This is a genomic window from Streptomyces pyxinae, from assembly GCF_024756275.1.
GTDB classification, from domain to species: Bacteria; Actinomycetota; Actinomycetes; order Streptomycetales; family Streptomycetaceae; genus Streptomyces; species Streptomyces pyxinae.
Genome location: NZ_JANUGQ010000021.1, coordinates 1 through 14,348, shown reverse-complemented (window position 1 = coordinate 14,348; position 14,348 = coordinate 1). Strand labels below are relative to the sequence as shown.

The 14,348-nt window shown below is 75.0% G+C and carries 12 protein-coding genes and 1 rRNA gene; 2 read left to right on the top strand and 11 right to left on the bottom strand.

Going from position 1 to position 14,348, the window contains the following annotated elements; genetic code table 11:
* Window positions 1-711: 711 nt before the first annotated feature.
* The 5 genes from recN to NX801_RS22080 all read right to left on the bottom strand — a co-directional run bounded on the left by recN (window position 712) and on the right by NX801_RS22080 (window position 5,653).
* Window positions 712-2,430, bottom strand: coding sequence for a DNA repair protein RecN (gene recN / locus NX801_RS22100; RefSeq protein WP_258789661.1), 1,719 nt, complete (start codon window positions 2,428-2,430; stop codon window positions 712-714).
* 207 nt (window positions 2,431-2,637) lie between these two features.
* Window positions 2,638-3,177: an HIT family protein gene (locus NX801_RS22095; protein ID WP_258789571.1), complete on the bottom strand. Its 540-nt coding sequence runs from the start codon at window positions 3,175-3,177 to the stop codon at window positions 2,638-2,640.
* A gap of 226 nt (window positions 3,178-3,403) precedes the next feature.
* Complete coding sequence (locus NX801_RS22090; protein ID WP_428986201.1) at window positions 3,404-4,390, bottom strand: NAD kinase; 987 nt, start codon at window positions 4,388-4,390, stop codon at window positions 3,404-3,406.
* 116 nt (window positions 4,391-4,506) lie between these two features.
* The gene (locus NX801_RS22085; protein ID WP_258789570.1) at window positions 4,507-5,322 is read right to left on the bottom strand and encodes a TlyA family RNA methyltransferase; all 816 of its coding nucleotides are present in this window, start codon (window positions 5,320-5,322) and stop codon (window positions 4,507-4,509) included.
* A 7-nt stretch (window positions 5,323-5,329) separates the two neighbouring features.
* Window positions 5,330-5,653: a hypothetical protein gene (locus NX801_RS22080; RefSeq protein WP_258789569.1), complete on the bottom strand. Its 324-nt coding sequence runs from the start codon at window positions 5,651-5,653 to the stop codon at window positions 5,330-5,332.
* Window positions 5,654-5,706: 53 nt separating this feature from the next.
* Here NX801_RS22080 and NX801_RS22075 point away from each other — a divergent pair, with 53 nt between their 5' ends.
* On the top strand, window positions 5,707-6,054 hold the full coding sequence (locus NX801_RS22075) for an SCP2 sterol-binding domain-containing protein (protein ID WP_258789568.1): 348 nt from the start codon (window positions 5,707-5,709) through the stop codon (window positions 6,052-6,054).
* Between the two features lie 24 nt (window positions 6,055-6,078).
* On the opposite strand, the gene NX801_RS22070 is transcribed toward NX801_RS22075, so the two are convergent.
* From NX801_RS22070 to NX801_RS22055, 4 genes are all read right to left on the bottom strand, one after another.
* Window positions 6,079-6,900 (bottom strand): ABC transporter ATP-binding protein, encoded by an 822-nt coding sequence (locus NX801_RS22070; protein WP_258789567.1) that lies wholly within the window; start codon window positions 6,898-6,900, stop codon window positions 6,079-6,081.
* Window positions 6,901-7,121: 221 nt separating this feature from the next.
* The gene (locus tag NX801_RS22065; RefSeq protein ID WP_258789566.1) at window positions 7,122-8,207 is read right to left on the bottom strand and encodes a FecCD family ABC transporter permease; all 1,086 of its coding nucleotides are present in this window, start codon (window positions 8,205-8,207) and stop codon (window positions 7,122-7,124) included.
* Window positions 8,204-9,253: a FecCD family ABC transporter permease gene (locus NX801_RS22060; protein WP_258789565.1), complete on the bottom strand. Its 1,050-nt coding sequence runs from the start codon at window positions 9,251-9,253 to the stop codon at window positions 8,204-8,206. Before NX801_RS22060 ends, NX801_RS22065 begins: the two co-directional genes overlap by 4 nt.
* 231 nt (window positions 9,254-9,484) lie before the next feature.
* Entirely contained in the window at window positions 9,485-10,522 is a 1,038-nt protein-coding gene (locus NX801_RS22055) for an HAD hydrolase-like protein (RefSeq protein WP_258789564.1), read from the bottom strand.
* Window positions 10,523-10,675: 153 nt separating this feature from the next.
* Here NX801_RS22055 and NX801_RS22050 point away from each other — a divergent pair, with 153 nt between their 5' ends.
* Complete coding sequence (locus NX801_RS22050) at window positions 10,676-11,959, top strand: DUF1015 domain-containing protein (RefSeq protein WP_258789563.1); 1,284 nt, start codon at window positions 10,676-10,678, stop codon at window positions 11,957-11,959.
* Between the two features lie 134 nt (window positions 11,960-12,093).
* Here the strand turns inward: NX801_RS22050 and NX801_RS22045 are convergent, their stop codons facing one another.
* Together NX801_RS22045 and rrf are read right to left on the bottom strand one after the other, a co-directional pair.
* Complete coding sequence (locus tag NX801_RS22045; RefSeq protein WP_258789658.1) at window positions 12,094-12,843, bottom strand: tetratricopeptide repeat protein; 750 nt, start codon at window positions 12,841-12,843, stop codon at window positions 12,094-12,096.
* A 1,302-nt stretch (window positions 12,844-14,145) separates the two neighbouring features.
* Window positions 14,146-14,262: ribosomal RNA gene (gene rrf / locus NX801_RS22040) — 5S ribosomal RNA — on the bottom strand.
* Window positions 14,263-14,348: the final 86 nt, after the last annotated feature.

Here is a 14,348-nt window from a genome sequence, read left to right as displayed (position 1 = left end):
CGGCCACGGCCCCCGCCCCGGCGGCGGCGAGGAAGCCCGGGCACACGGAAGGCACCGATCGGGCCGGGGGGCGCGTCCGGAGCAGCCCCCGGGGACCGCCCGCCCCGCGACCGGACAGCCCAGGGGCCCAGGGGCCGGCTGCGGGCGGCCAGTCGACCGCAGGACCGCCCCTACCGACCCCGGGCCCCGGCATCCGGTCCCCGCAGCCGAGATCCAAGCCCCCCGGGCTCCTGGTGGTTCCAGGGCTCGGGACGACGTCCCGGGCCGGGACCGCCGGGACGGGACGGTCGGCCCCGAACCGGTCGGCCGGGGGCCGGGGCCCGCCCCGGTCAGGTCCCGCCGCCCGGAGCCGCGTCCGGAACCAGCCGGGTACCCAGGGGGCCCGGCCGGCGGTCAAGTCCAAGGCCCGGGGCCCGGGGCCCGGGCCCCGCAGTCGAGGTCCAAGCCCCCGGGGCTCCTGGCTCCACGGATCGGGACGGCGTCCCGCAGACCGGGACCGGGACCGGCGGGACGGGCCGGTCGGCCGGCCGGGCAGATCCGGCCACCCGGTCCCGGCCGCCCGGAGTCCCGCTCCGGGCGGCCGAGTCCCGCAGCGCAAGCCCCCAGACCCCGAGGCCAAAGCCCGAGGCCCCCGAGCCGGGGCCCAGGCCCGAGTCCCCCCAGGGCCCGGGCTCGGGCACTCAGAGCTTCCGGCGCCCCGGCGTCTGCGGCTCAGGCGTCCGCGCGGGCGGTGGCGAGGAGTTCCTCGGCGTGCGCCCGGGCGGTTTCGGAGTCCTCCTGGCCGGCCAGCATCCGGGACAGCTCGCGCACCCGGTCCTCGCCCTCCAGGACGGTGACCCCGGACCGGGTCACCGAACCGTCGTTGGTCTTCTCCACCAGCAGCTGCCGGTCCGCGAAGGCGGCGACCTGCGGCAGATGGGTGACCACCACCACCTGGGCCGACTTGGCGAGCCTGGCCAGCCGGCGGCCGATCTCCACCGCGGCCTTGCCGCCGACGCCCGCGTCCACCTCGTCGAAGAGATAGGTCGGCACCGGGTCCGTCCCGGCGAAGACCACCTCCACCGCGAGCATCACCCGGGACAGCTCACCGCCCGAGGCGCCCTTGGCGATCGGCCGGGGCGGCGCCCCCGGGTGCGGGGCGAGCAGCAGCTCCACCTCGTCCGCGCCGGCCGGCCCGTAGGCGACCGGGCGCCCGCCGACCAGCACACCCTCGGGGTCCTCGGTCTGGCTGACCGCGAACGACACCCGGGCGTGCGGCATGGCCAGCGACGCCAGCTCGGCCGTGACCGCCTCCGCGAACCGGTCGGCGGCCTCCGTCCGGGCGTCGCTGAGGGCCTGGGCCAGCTCGGCGAGCCCGGCCCGCAACCGGTCCCGCTCGGCGGTCAGTCCGGCGATCCGGTCGTCGTCCGAGTCCAGCTCCCCGAGCCGGGCCGCGCCGTCCCGGGCCCAGGTGAGCACCGCGTCGATGTCGGCACCGTACTTCCGGGTGAGCGCCGTGAGCGCCGCCCGCCGCTCCTCCACGGCGGCCAGCCGCAGCGGGTCGGCGTCGAGATGATCCGCGTACCCGGCCAGTTCACCGGCCACATCGGTCAGCAGGATGGAGATCTCACCCATCCGGTCGGCCAGCGCGGCCAGCGCCGGATCGTGCGCCCGGACCGCCTCCAGCGCCCGGGTGGCGCCCGCCACCAGGGTGGTCGCGTCCACCGCCTCCGGGTCCTCGGGGTCGCCCGCGAGCGCCCCGTGGGCCAGCGCGGCGGCCGACGCCAGCGCCTCGGCGTGCCCCAGCCGCTCGGCCTCGGCGGCCAGCTCCCGGTCCTCGCCCGGGCGCGGCTCGACCGCCTCGATCTCGTCCAGGCCGAAGCGCAGCAGATCGGCCTCCTGGGCCCGTTCGCGCGCCCGGGTGGTCAGCTCCTCCAGCTCGGCAGCGACGGCCCGCAGCCGCCGGTACGCCTCCGTGTAGGCGGTCAGCGGCCGGGCCACCGCCTCGCCCGCGTACCGGTCCAGCGCGCCCCGCTGGCGGGCCGGCTTGAGCAGGCCCTGCTGGTCGGTCTGGCCGTGCACGGCGACCAGTTCGTCGGCCAGCTCCGCGAGCAGCCCGACCGGGACCGAGCGCCCGCCGACATGGGCGCGCGACCGGCCCTCGGCGGAGACGGTACGGCTGATGAGCAGGGCGCCCTCGTCCAGCTCGGCACCCGCCTCCTCGGCCCTGGCGGCCGGTTTGGCGCCGGGCGGCAGGCTGATCCGGCCCTCCACCACGGCGGACGGGGCCCCGATCCGTACCAGCGCGGGATCGGCCCGGCCGCCGAGCAGCAGACCGAGGCTGGTGACGACCATGGTCTTGCCCGCGCCGGTCTCGCCGGTCACCGCGGTGAACCCGGGTGACAGCTCCACCACCGCGTCGTCGATGACCCCGAGCGACCGTATCCGCATCTCCTCCAACACGAGAGAAGACCTTACGAGGTCCGGCGCCCCCTGTGCGACGGCCCCCGGCCCGCGCGCCGGAACTCGCAGGTCGGAAGGGGGCGGCCGGTCCGGGGTGTCACCCGCCGGGGTGGGCCGGCCGGGTCCGCGCGGGACGGACGACCAGTGCGCATTCGATCACCGGGAGTGACCGGGCGGGGGTGCCCGCCGGACGGCTCACCCCCGCCCGGAGCCGTCCCGGCCGGCCGGCCCTTCCCAGCCCTCCGGGTCGTCGGCGCCCAGCAGTTCCGCGCTCAGCCCGTCCAGCGAGAGCGCGAGGCCCAGCGACTCGGCGAGCAGATCCGCCCGGTCGTCGGGGACCCACTCCTCCGCCGGGCGGTTCAGCTGGCCGAAGACACCCGGTCCGCGCAGCTCCTCCGGCAACTCCCGGTCGCGCGGTACCACGTGGAAGTGCACATGGGCGTACCCCTCCGCCTCCGCGAACTGCGCCACATACGTCTTGGGGCAGCCGACCACCTCGCGCAGCGCGCGGGAGAGCCGGACCTGCCAGCTGCCCAGTGACTCCGCCTCGGCGTCGGTGAGTTCCCACACGGCGGTCACATGGCGCCGGGGCACCAGCACCAGCCAGCCGGGCAGCGCCGTCCCGGTGGCGTGCGCCACCCGCCAGTGGTCGTCGGCGGCGATCCGTTCCCGGGGCGGCAGCGCGGTGCCCCGGAGCTCCTGGGCGCAGGTGAAACAGTCTTTCCGCAGGCTCATCCCGGCAGCCTACGAAGCGCATCCGGCCCATGGCACCGGAACGGCACCGTCCGCCGGGCCCGTTGGCCGGTTCCCCACGGGTGCCCGGCGCACGGCCTTCGGTACGGAACCTCCGGTACGGAGCCTTCCGCGCGGGGCCCGCCGTCCAGGGACTTCCCGCACGGAGCGTCCCGCATGGGGCTTTCCGTACCGGGCCTTCGGCGCGGCGCCTCCGGACGCCCGGGGTTCAGTGCGGGGCGCCGCGCCAACCGGACACCGGCAGGGCGAACTTGGCGACCAGCCGGTCCGCGAAGGAGGCGTGGTGCAGCCGGGCCAGCCGGACCGGCACCGCGCCCCGCCGCACCTCCACCCGCACCCCGGCCGGGAGCGCGGCGGTACGGCGGCCGTCGCACCAGAGCACCCCGGCCGGGGTGTGCGGCTCGACCTCCACCGCCAGCACCGCGTCCGGGGTGGTGACCATCGGCTTGGCGAAGAGGGCGTGGGCGCCGATCGGGACCATCAGCAGCGCCTCCACCTCGGGCCACATCACCGGTCCCCCGGCCGAGAAGGCGTACGCCGTGGAGCCGGTCGGGGTGGCGCAGATGACCCCGTCGCAGCCGAAGCCGGTGACCGGCCGCCCGTCGATGGCGACGACGACCTCCAGCATCCGCTCGGGCGCGTCCTTCTGCACGGCCGCCTCGTTGAGCGCCCAGTCGGTGTAGAGGACGTCCCCGTTGTTGTGCACGGTGACGTCCAGGGTCATCCGCTCCTCGACCTCGTACGCCTTGCTGACGACCCGCTCGACCACCTGGTCCAGGTCGTCCCGCTCGGCCTCCGCGAGAAAGCCGACCCGGCCCAGGTTGACCCCGAGCATCGGCACCCCGGAGGCCCGGGCGAACTCCGCGCCGCGCAGCAGGGTGCCGTCACCGCCCAGCACGATCAGCAGCTCACAGCCGTCGAGTACGTCGGGGGTGGCCTCGGCGACCGTCTCCACCGCCACCGAGGCGGGCAGCGGGAGGTCGGCGGCCTCGGCGGCCAGCACCCGGACCCCGATGGAGTGGTGCAGCAGCCCCAGCACCACGCGCTCGGCACTGCGCACGGCGGCCGGGCGCCCGGTGTGGGCGAGCAGGAAGACGGTACGCCGCCCGGCAGCCGCCGGAGCCGGCGTGCCGGCCGGGACCGGAACCGGGGAGCCCGGGGCGTTCGGGAGACCCGGGGAGTCCGGAGCGGCCAGGGGGCCATCCGAGGAGCCCGAGGACTCCGGGAGGCCCGAGGACTCCGGGAAGTTCGGGGAGTTCGAGGACTCCGGGGAGTTCGGGAAGTTCGGGGAATCGAGCGGGTTCAGCGAGTTCAACGAGGTCCCTCCGCCACGGCGCGGTCCACATCGGCCGGATCCAGCGCGGGCGCCCCGGCCCGCAGCCACAGAAAGTACTCGACGTTCCCGGAGGGGCCGGGCAGCGGGCTGGCCGCCACGCCCAGCACCCCGAGGCCGAGACCGGCCGCCCGGGCGGCGACGTTCCGTACCGCCTCGGCGCGCAGTTCGGGGCTGCGCACCACTCCGCCGCTGCCCAGCCGTTCCTTGCCCACCTCGAACTGCGGCTTCACCATCAGCACCAGGTCGGCCCCGGGCGCGGTGACCCCGGCGAGGGCGGGGAGCACCAGGCCGAGCGGGATGAACGACAGGTCACCGACGACCAGGTCGACCGGGACGCCGTCGATCGCCTCCAGGGTCAGTTCCCGGACGTTGGTGCGGTCCTTGACGACGACCCGCTCGTCGCTCTGGAGCGACCAGGCGAGCTGGCCGTAGCCGACGTCCACGGCGACCACCCGGGCGGCTCCGGCGCGCAGCAGCACATCCGTGAAGCCGCCGGTGGAGGCGCCCGCGTCCAGCGCCCGGCGTCCGGCGACCTCCAGTCCGCGCGGCACGAAGGCGGCGAGCGCCCCGGCCAGCTTGTGGCCGCCGCGCGAGACGTAGTCGGGGTCGCTGTCGTCCTTGGTCACCACGATGGCGGCGGCCGTCTCCACCTGGGTGGCGGGTTTGCTCGCCGGGTTGCCGCCGACGGTCACCCGGCCCGCCGCGATCAGCTGGCCGGCGTGCTCCCGTGAGCGGGCCAGCTTGCGGCGTACCAGCTCGGCGTCGAGACGGCGGCGTGCCACTCCTGCCACGTTCGGTTCAGCTCCTGTGGTCGTACGGGGGTGCGGGCTGGGGGCGGGCGTCGAGCGCGGCGAGCGTCTCACGCAGCTCCCGGTGTACATCCTCGTACACGGCCGGATGACCGTCGGCCGGGAGGTGGTCGGCGGCCCCGAGCCGCTCCAGCGCCGCGTCCACCCAGGGCTGCCCGGTCGGCTCCCGCACCACCCCGAGCGGGGCGGGGGCGGCCGGTTCGCCGCCGTGCCCCGCGCCCGCCCCGGGCCCGGCGGACTCGTCGGGCCGCGCGGGGGCTTCGGGGCGTACGGGATCCTCGGGCCGCGCGGGCCCCGGGTGCGCGTCGCTCATGCCCCCGACGCTACCGCGAAGCGCCGGGACCGGGAGGTGTACGGTCGGTCGCCATGGCGACGATCGAGGAGTGCCGGGCGGCGCTCGCCCGGCTGAGCGACAGGCTGGCCGGGGCGGACGGCCCGGTCCGGGGCGCCACCGCCCTGGACCGGACGCTCAGCTGCCATCTGCGGGACCTGGACACCACCTTCACCGGCCGGCTGGAGAACGGCCGGATCGTGGTGGAGGACCGGCTGGCCGGCCCGCCCCGGCAGAAGGCGCAGCTGCGGCTGGCGATGACCGGGGACGACCTGGTGGCGCTGGTCGCCGGCGAGCTGGACTTCGCCCGGGCCTGGGCCGCCGGCCGGGTCCGGCTGGAGGCGGGGTTCCGCGACCTGCTGCGCCTGCGCTCCCTGCTGTAGGGCCGGTCCTCGGTCCGGCGGGGCTCAGACCTGCTGGACGGCGGCCGGTTCCTGGGGGCGGCGGGCGGCGCGGGCGGCCGGGACCACCAGGGGGGTGCCGGTCTCGGGGTCGTCGATGACCTGGCAGCGCAGCCCGAAGACCTTCTCCACCAGCTCGGCGGTGACCACCTCGGACGGCGGGCCCTCGGCCACGATCTCCCCGTCGCGCACCGCGATGAGGTGAGTGGCGTACCGGGCCGCGTGGTTCAGGTCGTGCAGCACGGCGACCAGGGTGCGGCCCTGGGTCTCGTGCAGTTCGGCGCAGAGGTCCAGCACATCGATCTGGTGCTGGATGTCCAGGAAGGTGGTCGGCTCGTCCAGCAGCAGCAGCGGCGTCTGCTGGGCCAGGGCCATGGCGATCCAGACGCGCTGGCGCTGGCCGCCGGAGAGCTCGTCCACGTACCGCTCGCCCAGCTCCGCGACGCCGGTGGCCGCCATGGACTCCTGGACGATCCGCTCGTCCTCCGGGGACCACTGGCGCAGCAGCCCCTGGTGCGGGTAGCGGCCCCGGGCCACCAGGTCGGCGACGGTGATGCCGTCCGGCGCGATGGACGACTGGGGCAGCAGGCCGAGCGTCCTGGCCACCTTCTTGGCGGGCATGGAGTGGATGGTCTGCCCGTCCAGCAGCACCCGGCCCTCGGTCGGCTTGAGCATCCGGGAGAGGGCCCGCAGCAGGGTGGACTTGCCACAGGCGTTGGGGCCGACGATCACCGTGAAGGAGTTGTCGGGGATCTCCACCGACAGGTCGCGCGCGATGACCCGCTGCTCATAGGCGAGGGTCACCGACTCGGCACTGAGGCGCTGCATGGGCGTACTCCTGGAGTCTGGTATTTCCGGGTCGTGCGGGTGGTACGAGCGGTGGGGCGGGTGTGGCGGGCGGGGAGTGGGTCGTACGGGGGTGGTACGGGACCGGGCGCGGGGGCCGGCGGTCGGGCGGTCGGGCGGGTGGCCGGGGCGCCGGCCACGGGTCGGCGGGGCGGCGGCTCGGGTCCGTCTCGGATCCGGCTCGGCACCGGCTCGGCTCCGGCTCAGATCCGTCCGGCCCGGCGCTCCGCGACCAGCAGCCAGAGCAGATAGACGCCGCCGACCACTCCGGTCACCACGCCCACCGGGAGCTGGCGTTCGCCGAAGGCGTTGGAGGCCGTCCAGTCCGCGACCAGCAGCAGCGCGGCACCCATCAGCGCCCCGGCGGCCAGATTGGGACCGGGCGACCGGGTGAGCCGGCGGGCCAGCTGCGGGGCGCTGAGCGAGACGAAGGCGATGGGCCCGGCGGCGGCGGTGGCGAGGGAGACCAGCAGCACGGCCGCGACCATCAGCACGCTCCGGGTCCGCTCCACCCGTACCCCCAGCGCGTACGCGGCGTCGTCGCCCATCTCCAGCATCCGCAGCGGCCGTCCGAAGGCCAGGATCAGCGGGACGAGGACGACCGAGGCGATCAGCAGCGGCCAGAACTGCGCCCAGTCCCGGCCGTCCAGCGAGCCGGTCATCCACAGCGTGGCCCGGGTCGCGTCGACCAGATCGGCCTTGGTCACCAGATAGTGGATGACCGCGGTCAGCATGGCGGCGGTGCCGATGCCGATGAGCACCAGCCGGAAGCCGTGCACCCCGCGCTTCCAGGCCAGCAGATAGATGAGCGCCCCGGTGAGCAGCCCCCCGGCGACCGCGCCGGCCGAGGTGGCCGCCGCGTCGCCGTGCAGCAGCACGATCACCGTCAGCGCGCCGACCGTGGCGCCGGGGCCGAAACCGATCAGATCGGGACTGCCGAGCGGGTTGCGGGTGATCGACTGGAAGACGGCGCCGCCGAGTCCCAGCGCGCCGCCGACCAGGACCGCCACCAGCGCCCGGGGCAGCCGGAGGTCGTGGACGATGAACTCCTGGGCCGCGTCGCCGTGGCCGAGGAGGGTGGCGACGACCTGGTCCGGCGGGATGTCGAAGTCGCCGCTGCCGATGAGCAGGACACCGGCGGCGAGCGTCACCAGGGTCAGCAGTACCCCGGCGGCCGCCGCCCGGGGTTCCACCCGGACCGAGAGGCCGCCGGGGGTGCGTATCGCGCGGACCCCCTTCGCCAGTGCCCGGCCGCCCTCGGCGGGTGCCGTACGGATCGTGGTGCTCACAGCTGCGCCATCCTCTTGCGGCGGACAAGGTGGATGAAGACGGGGCCGCCGACGAGCGCCGTCACGATGCCGACCTGGAGTTCCGAGGGCCGGGCGACCACCCGGCCGAGCACGTCCGAGCCGAGCAGCAGGACCGGGGCGAGGACCGCCGCGTACGGCAGGATCCAGCGCACATCGGGCCCGGTCAGCGTCCGGACCAGATACGGCACCATCAGCCCGACGAACACGATCGGCCCGCAGGCGGCGGTGGCCGCCCCGCACAGCAGGGTGATCGCCACCATCGCCAGCACCCGGGTGCGGGTCAGGTGCGCGCCCAGCGCCCGGGCGGTGTCGTCGCCCATCTCCATGGCGTTGAGCGGCCGGGCGATCAGCAGGGTGAGGACGACCCCGGCGGCGATGAACGGCCAGACCTTGCCGACCGTCTCCAGGTCCGCGCCGGCCAGCGAGCCGACGGTCCAGAATCGCAGCCGGTCCAGGGCGGCGGAGTCCAGCAGCTGTACGGCGTTGACATAGCCGTAGAGCGCGAAGGTCGCCGCGGTGCCGGCCAGCGCGAGCCGCACCGGGTTGGCGCCCCGGGTGCCGCCCAGCACATAGACCACCACCGAGACCACGGCGGCACCGAGGAAGGCGAACCAGACATAGCCGGTCAGCGAGGTGATCCCGAGGAAGCTGATGGCCGAGACGACGGCGGCGGACGCGCCCGCGTTGACGCCGAGCAGTCCGGGTTCGGCCATCGGATTGCGGGTGAGCGCCTGCATCACCGCGCCGGAGAGGCCGAGCGCGACGCCGACCAGCACCCCCATCAGGGTGCGGGGCACCCGGACGTCCCGGACGATCACATCGTCACCGGTGCCGGTGGGATGGAACAGGCCGTGCCACACCTCACCGAGCGGAATCGCCTTGGCGCCGACCGCGATGCTCGCGACGCAGACCAGCAGCAGGACACCGACGGCGGCCAGCAGTCCGGCCGCGCGCAGTGTCTGGCGCTTCCGGACGGTGGCGGGCCTCGGCTCCGCGCTCTGTCGGGGAGGACTCTGGACCAACACGTGGTTAGGCTAGCCTACCCTGCGCTTTCCGCCCCCGGCCCGGGGTTCCCGGGCCCCGGTCGCGGCCGGACGGCGGCCGGAGCCGGAGCCGGGGACGCCGGTTCCCCCCTCCGCTCCGGAGCGCGGCGGGCACGGGCCCCGTCGGCCCCGGCCGCACGACGGCACAGCCCGTTGCCCTCCCGGCCGTCCCGCTGCTCCCGGCCGGGACTCACCGCCCCGGTCGGCCGGGCCTCACCACCCCAGCCGGGCCAGCGCCTCCCCCGCCTCCAGGGCACAGGAGTCGTCGCCCGCGTGGTCCCAGGCCGCCGCGCACAGCGCCCGCAGCCCGTCCAGCCGCTCGCCGTCACCGTCCAGGGCCAGCGCCTTGCCGCGTACCGAGGCGGTCCAGCCCCCGCAGACGTGTCCGCCGTCGCCCTTCTCCGCCGCGCCGACCTCCGGCTGGGCGGTCAGCAGCCCGCGCAGATCCGCGTCCACATAGGTGGGACGGTGCTCGGGCCGGGCGGCCAGCAGCTCCGCCGGGGTGGTCACCCCGGTCAGCACCAGCAGCGAGTCCACCCCACCGTTGACCGCGCCCTCGATGTCGGTGTCCAGCCGGTCCCCCACCACCAGCGGCTTCTTCGCCCCGGTGCGCAGGATCGTCTCGCGGTGCATCGGCGGCAGCGGCTTCCCGGCCACCTGCGGCTCGGCGCCCGTGGCGATCCGGACCACCTCCACCGCCGCCCCGTTCCCGGGCGCGATACCCCGGGCGCTCGGGATGGTCAGGTCGGTGTTGGAGGCGAACCACGGCAGCCCGCGCGCCACCGCGTACGCCGCCTCCGCGAACCGCCCCCAGGCCAGCTCCGGGCCGCCGTACCCCTGCGCCACGGCCACCGGGTCGTCGTCGGCCGACTCCACCGGCTCCAGCCCCCGCTCCCGGAGCGCCACCCGCAGCCCCTCGCCGCCGACCACCAGCACCCGGGCGCCCGCCGGCAGCTGGTCGGCCATCAGCCGGGCCACCGCCTGGGCCGAGGTGATCACATCGGTGCCCTCGGCGGGCACTCCCAGCTCGGTGAGATGCGCGGCCACCGCGTCCGGAGTCCGGAGCGCGTTGTTGGTGACATACGCCAGGTGCATCCCGCCCCGGCGGGCCGTGCCCAGCGAGTCCACGGCGTGCTCGATGGCCTCACCGCCCGCGTACACCACCCCGTCCAGATCCAGCAGCGCCGTGTCGTACGTCTCGCTCAGTGCCTGCGTGCTGGTGCCCGGACGCGTCCTGGCCGGCTGCCCCATATCCGTACTCCTCACTCAGCGGGTGAGTCAGCGGGTGACTGAGCAGGTGACTCAGCGGGTGACTCACCGTGTGCCCACCCGGCACGCTACTCACCGTGTGCTTCCGACTGCCCCCGATCATCGCGCATACCCGATCACACATACGATGCAGGGATGGACTCGACAGGTTCTGCGGCCAACGACGGTCTGCACGTGATTCCTTTCCGTGGACTGCGCTACGACGCCGAACGGGTGGGCAGTATCGCGGCGGTGACCTCACCCCCGTACGACGTCGTCGTGCGGCCCGACGGCCTGCACCACCTGGAGTCCCTGGACCCGCACAACATCGTCCGGCTGATCCTGCCGCAGGCCGCCGAGCCCGACGCCCGCAACCGGCTGGCCGCCGAGACGCTCAGCGGCTGGCTCGCCGACGGGGTGCTCACCCCGGAAGCCGAGCCCGCGCTGTACGTGTACGAGCAGCGCAACGGCGACATCCTGCAGCGCGGGCTGATCGGCGCCCTGGAGCTCTCCGCGCCCGAGGAAGGGGTCGTCCTCCCGCACGAGGACGTCATGCCGCACGTGGTGGCGGACCGAGCCGGCCTGATGCGCGGCACCGCCGCCAATCTGGAACCGCTTCTTCTCACGTACCGGGGCGACGGCAGCGCCACCGGGGCCACCGCCGTCATCGAACGTGTCATCCAGCGGCCCCCGCTGCTCGCCACCACCACCGAGGACGGCTTCAGTCACCGGCTCTGGGCGATCACCGACCCGGCCGAGCTGGCGGCCACCGCCCAGGACCTCGCCCGGCACCAGGCGCTGATCGCGGACGGCCACCACCGCTGGGCCACCTACCTCCGGCTGCGCGACGAGCACCCGGCGCCCGGCCCCTGGGGGTACGGCCTGGTGCTGCTGATCGACACGGCCCGCTACCCGCTCCAGGTCCGCGCCATCCACCGGCTGCTGCACCGGCTGCCGGTGCCCAAGGCGCTCGCCGCGCTGGACGGCGCCTTCCGGATACGGACGCTGCCGGACGCCCGGCTGCCCAGCGCCCTGTCCGCGCTGGCCGGCGCCGCCCGGCACGGCAACGCGTTCCTGCTCGCCGGCGACGGGCGCTTCCACCTGATCGACCGCCCGGCCCCGGAGCTGCTGGCCCGCACCGTGCCGGCCGACCGCCCGGCGGCCTGGCGCACCCTGGACGCGACCGTTCTGCACGCCACCCTGCTGGACCATCTCTGGCGGGTCCCGGACGCCCCCGAGCACATCGCCTACATCCATGACACCGAGGCGGTCGTCGCCCAGGCCGAGCGGTACGACGCCACCGCGGTGCTGATGCACCCGGTGCGCGAGGAGGTCGTCCGCGACCTGGCCCGGCAGGGCGTCACCATGCCGCGCAAGTCGACCTCCTTCGGCCCCAAGCCCGCCACCGGTCTGGTGCTCCGCAGCCTGGCCATCGACTGACCGTCGACTGAGCCGGGCCGCCGACCCCGGGTACGGCAGAAGGGTGGCACCCCGGCCGGGGTGCCACCCTTCTGCTCTTGGCTCTGGGACATCGCCGCCGGGCCTCCGCCCGGCGGCGGGTCAGTCCCGCCGGATCAGTCCCGCCGGCCGCTCTCGCCGTCGGCGGGCCCGTCGGTCGGCTCACCCTTCACCGGCTCGTCCTTCACCGACTCGCCGTCCCGCTCCTCCGCGGGCGCTTCGCCCCCGGCCTCGTCGGCCACGTCCAGGAACTCCACCCCGTCCAGCTCCGCCAGCCGGTCGGAGGCGTCGGTGGAGCCGTCCTTGTCCGCCTCCAGGGCACGGGCGAACCACTCACGGGCCTCGTCCTCGCGCCCGGCCGCCAGCAGGGCTTCGGCGTACGCGTACCGGAGCCGGGCGGTCCACGGCTGCACCGAGTGCGCGGTCAGCTCCGGGCTCTGCAGGGTCACGATCGCCGCGTCCAGCTGGCCCATGTCCCGCCGCGCCCCGGCCGCGACCAGCCGCATCTCGACCTGGCCGGCCTTGTCCAGCTTGTGCGTCTCGGGCTCGCCGGCCATCGTCACGGCCCGCTCCGGACGGCCGAGGCCGCGCTCGCAGTCGGCCATCACGGGCCAGAGCTCCACGCTGCCGGTCATCCGCCGGGCGGCCCGGAACTCGGCCAGCGCCTCGGCGTACTTCTGGTTGGCGTACGCGGCGAAGCCGGCCGCCTCCCGCACCGACGCCACCCGGGACGCCAGTCGCAGCGCCACCCGCGAGTAGCCGTACGCCTGCTCCGGGTCCTCGTCGATCAGCCGGGCGACCATGACCAGGTTCCGGGCCACGTCGACCGCCAGGGTCTTGGGCAGCGACATCAGGTCCTGCCGCACGTCCTGGTCGATCTCGTCACCGGTGACGTCCTCCGGGATGGGCAGCCGCTTCACCGGCTCCCGGTCCCGGTCGTCCCGCCGGAACCCGCCGCCCCGGTTCTCGTCCCTGCCGTCCCGGCGGAAGCCGCCACCCCGGCGGTCGTCCCGCCGGTCATCACGCCGGTCGTCCCGGCGGAAGCCGCCGCCACCGCGCCGGTCGTCCCGACGCGGCCCACGGTCGTCGCGGCGGTCGTCGCGACGGAAGCCACCCCCGTCACGGTCCCGGTCCCGGTCGTCACGCCGGAAGCCCCCGCGGTCGTCCCGCCGGTCGTCGCGACGGAAACCGGGGCGGTCGTCCCGACGGTCGTCCCGACGGAACCCGCCCGAGCCACCGCGCTCGTCGTCACGACGCGGACCACGCGGCCGGTCGTCGTCCCGCCGGAAGGCCGGCCGCTCGTCCCGACGGTCGTCACGGCGCTCGTCACGCCGGAACGACGGGCGGTCATCCCGACGCTCGTCACGGCGGAAGCCACCCCGGTCACGGTCGCCGCCCCGGTCCCGGTCGTCGCGACGGAAGCCCCCACGGTCGTCACGGCGCTCGTATCCGCCGCCCCGGTTGTCGTCCCGGCGGAAGGCCGGACGGTCATCCCGGCGGTCGTCACGACGATCATCGCGGCGGAACCCACCGCCCCGGCCCTCGTCCCGGCGGCCGAAGCCACCGCGATCCCGGTCACGGTCGTCCCGGCGGAAAGCCGGCCGGTCGTCACGGCGCTCGTCACGCCGGTCGTCACGGCGGAAGGCCGGGCGGTCGTCGCGGCGATCATCCCGGCGGTCGTCACGGCGGAAGCCGCCGCCCCGGTTGTCACCCCGGTTGTCGTCCCGACGGAAACCAGGCCGCTCGTCACGCCGGAACGACGGTCGGTCGTCCCGACGCTCGTCACGTCGGAAAGCGGGCCGGTCATCGCGGCGGAAACCGCCCCGGTCACGGTCGCCGCCCCGGTCACGGTCGCGGTCGTCCCGCCGGAAGCCCCCACGGTCGTCACGGCGCTCACCGCGCCGGTCGTCACGACGGTCATCGCGGCGATCGTCCCGCCGGTCGTCCCGACGGAAGCCGCCCCGGTCGCCGCCACCGTCCCTACGACGCGGTTCGCGCTCCGGACGGTCGTCGGAGGAGTAGGTGGACATGGGTACAGCTCCTGTCTTCGGGTAACGCATTCATTCTCGCGCAGCCGGCGGATCGACGCGCTTCGAGGGATAAGCACAAAACAAAAAGGACCTCTGGTCCCAGCGCTGCACGCTGGGACCAGAGGTCCTTGAAAGATTGTTCGGCGGCGTCCTACTCTCCCACAGGGTCCCCCCTGCAGTACCATCGGCGCTGAAAGGCTTAGCTTCCGGGTTCGAAATGTAACCGGGCGTTTCCCTAACGCTATGACCACCGAAACCCTATCGGGTTCTAGCGAACAAGCACACTTTTCAATTAATGAAGTGAAACTGTTCAACCGGTGCGACTGTTCGCAACCCGGGAA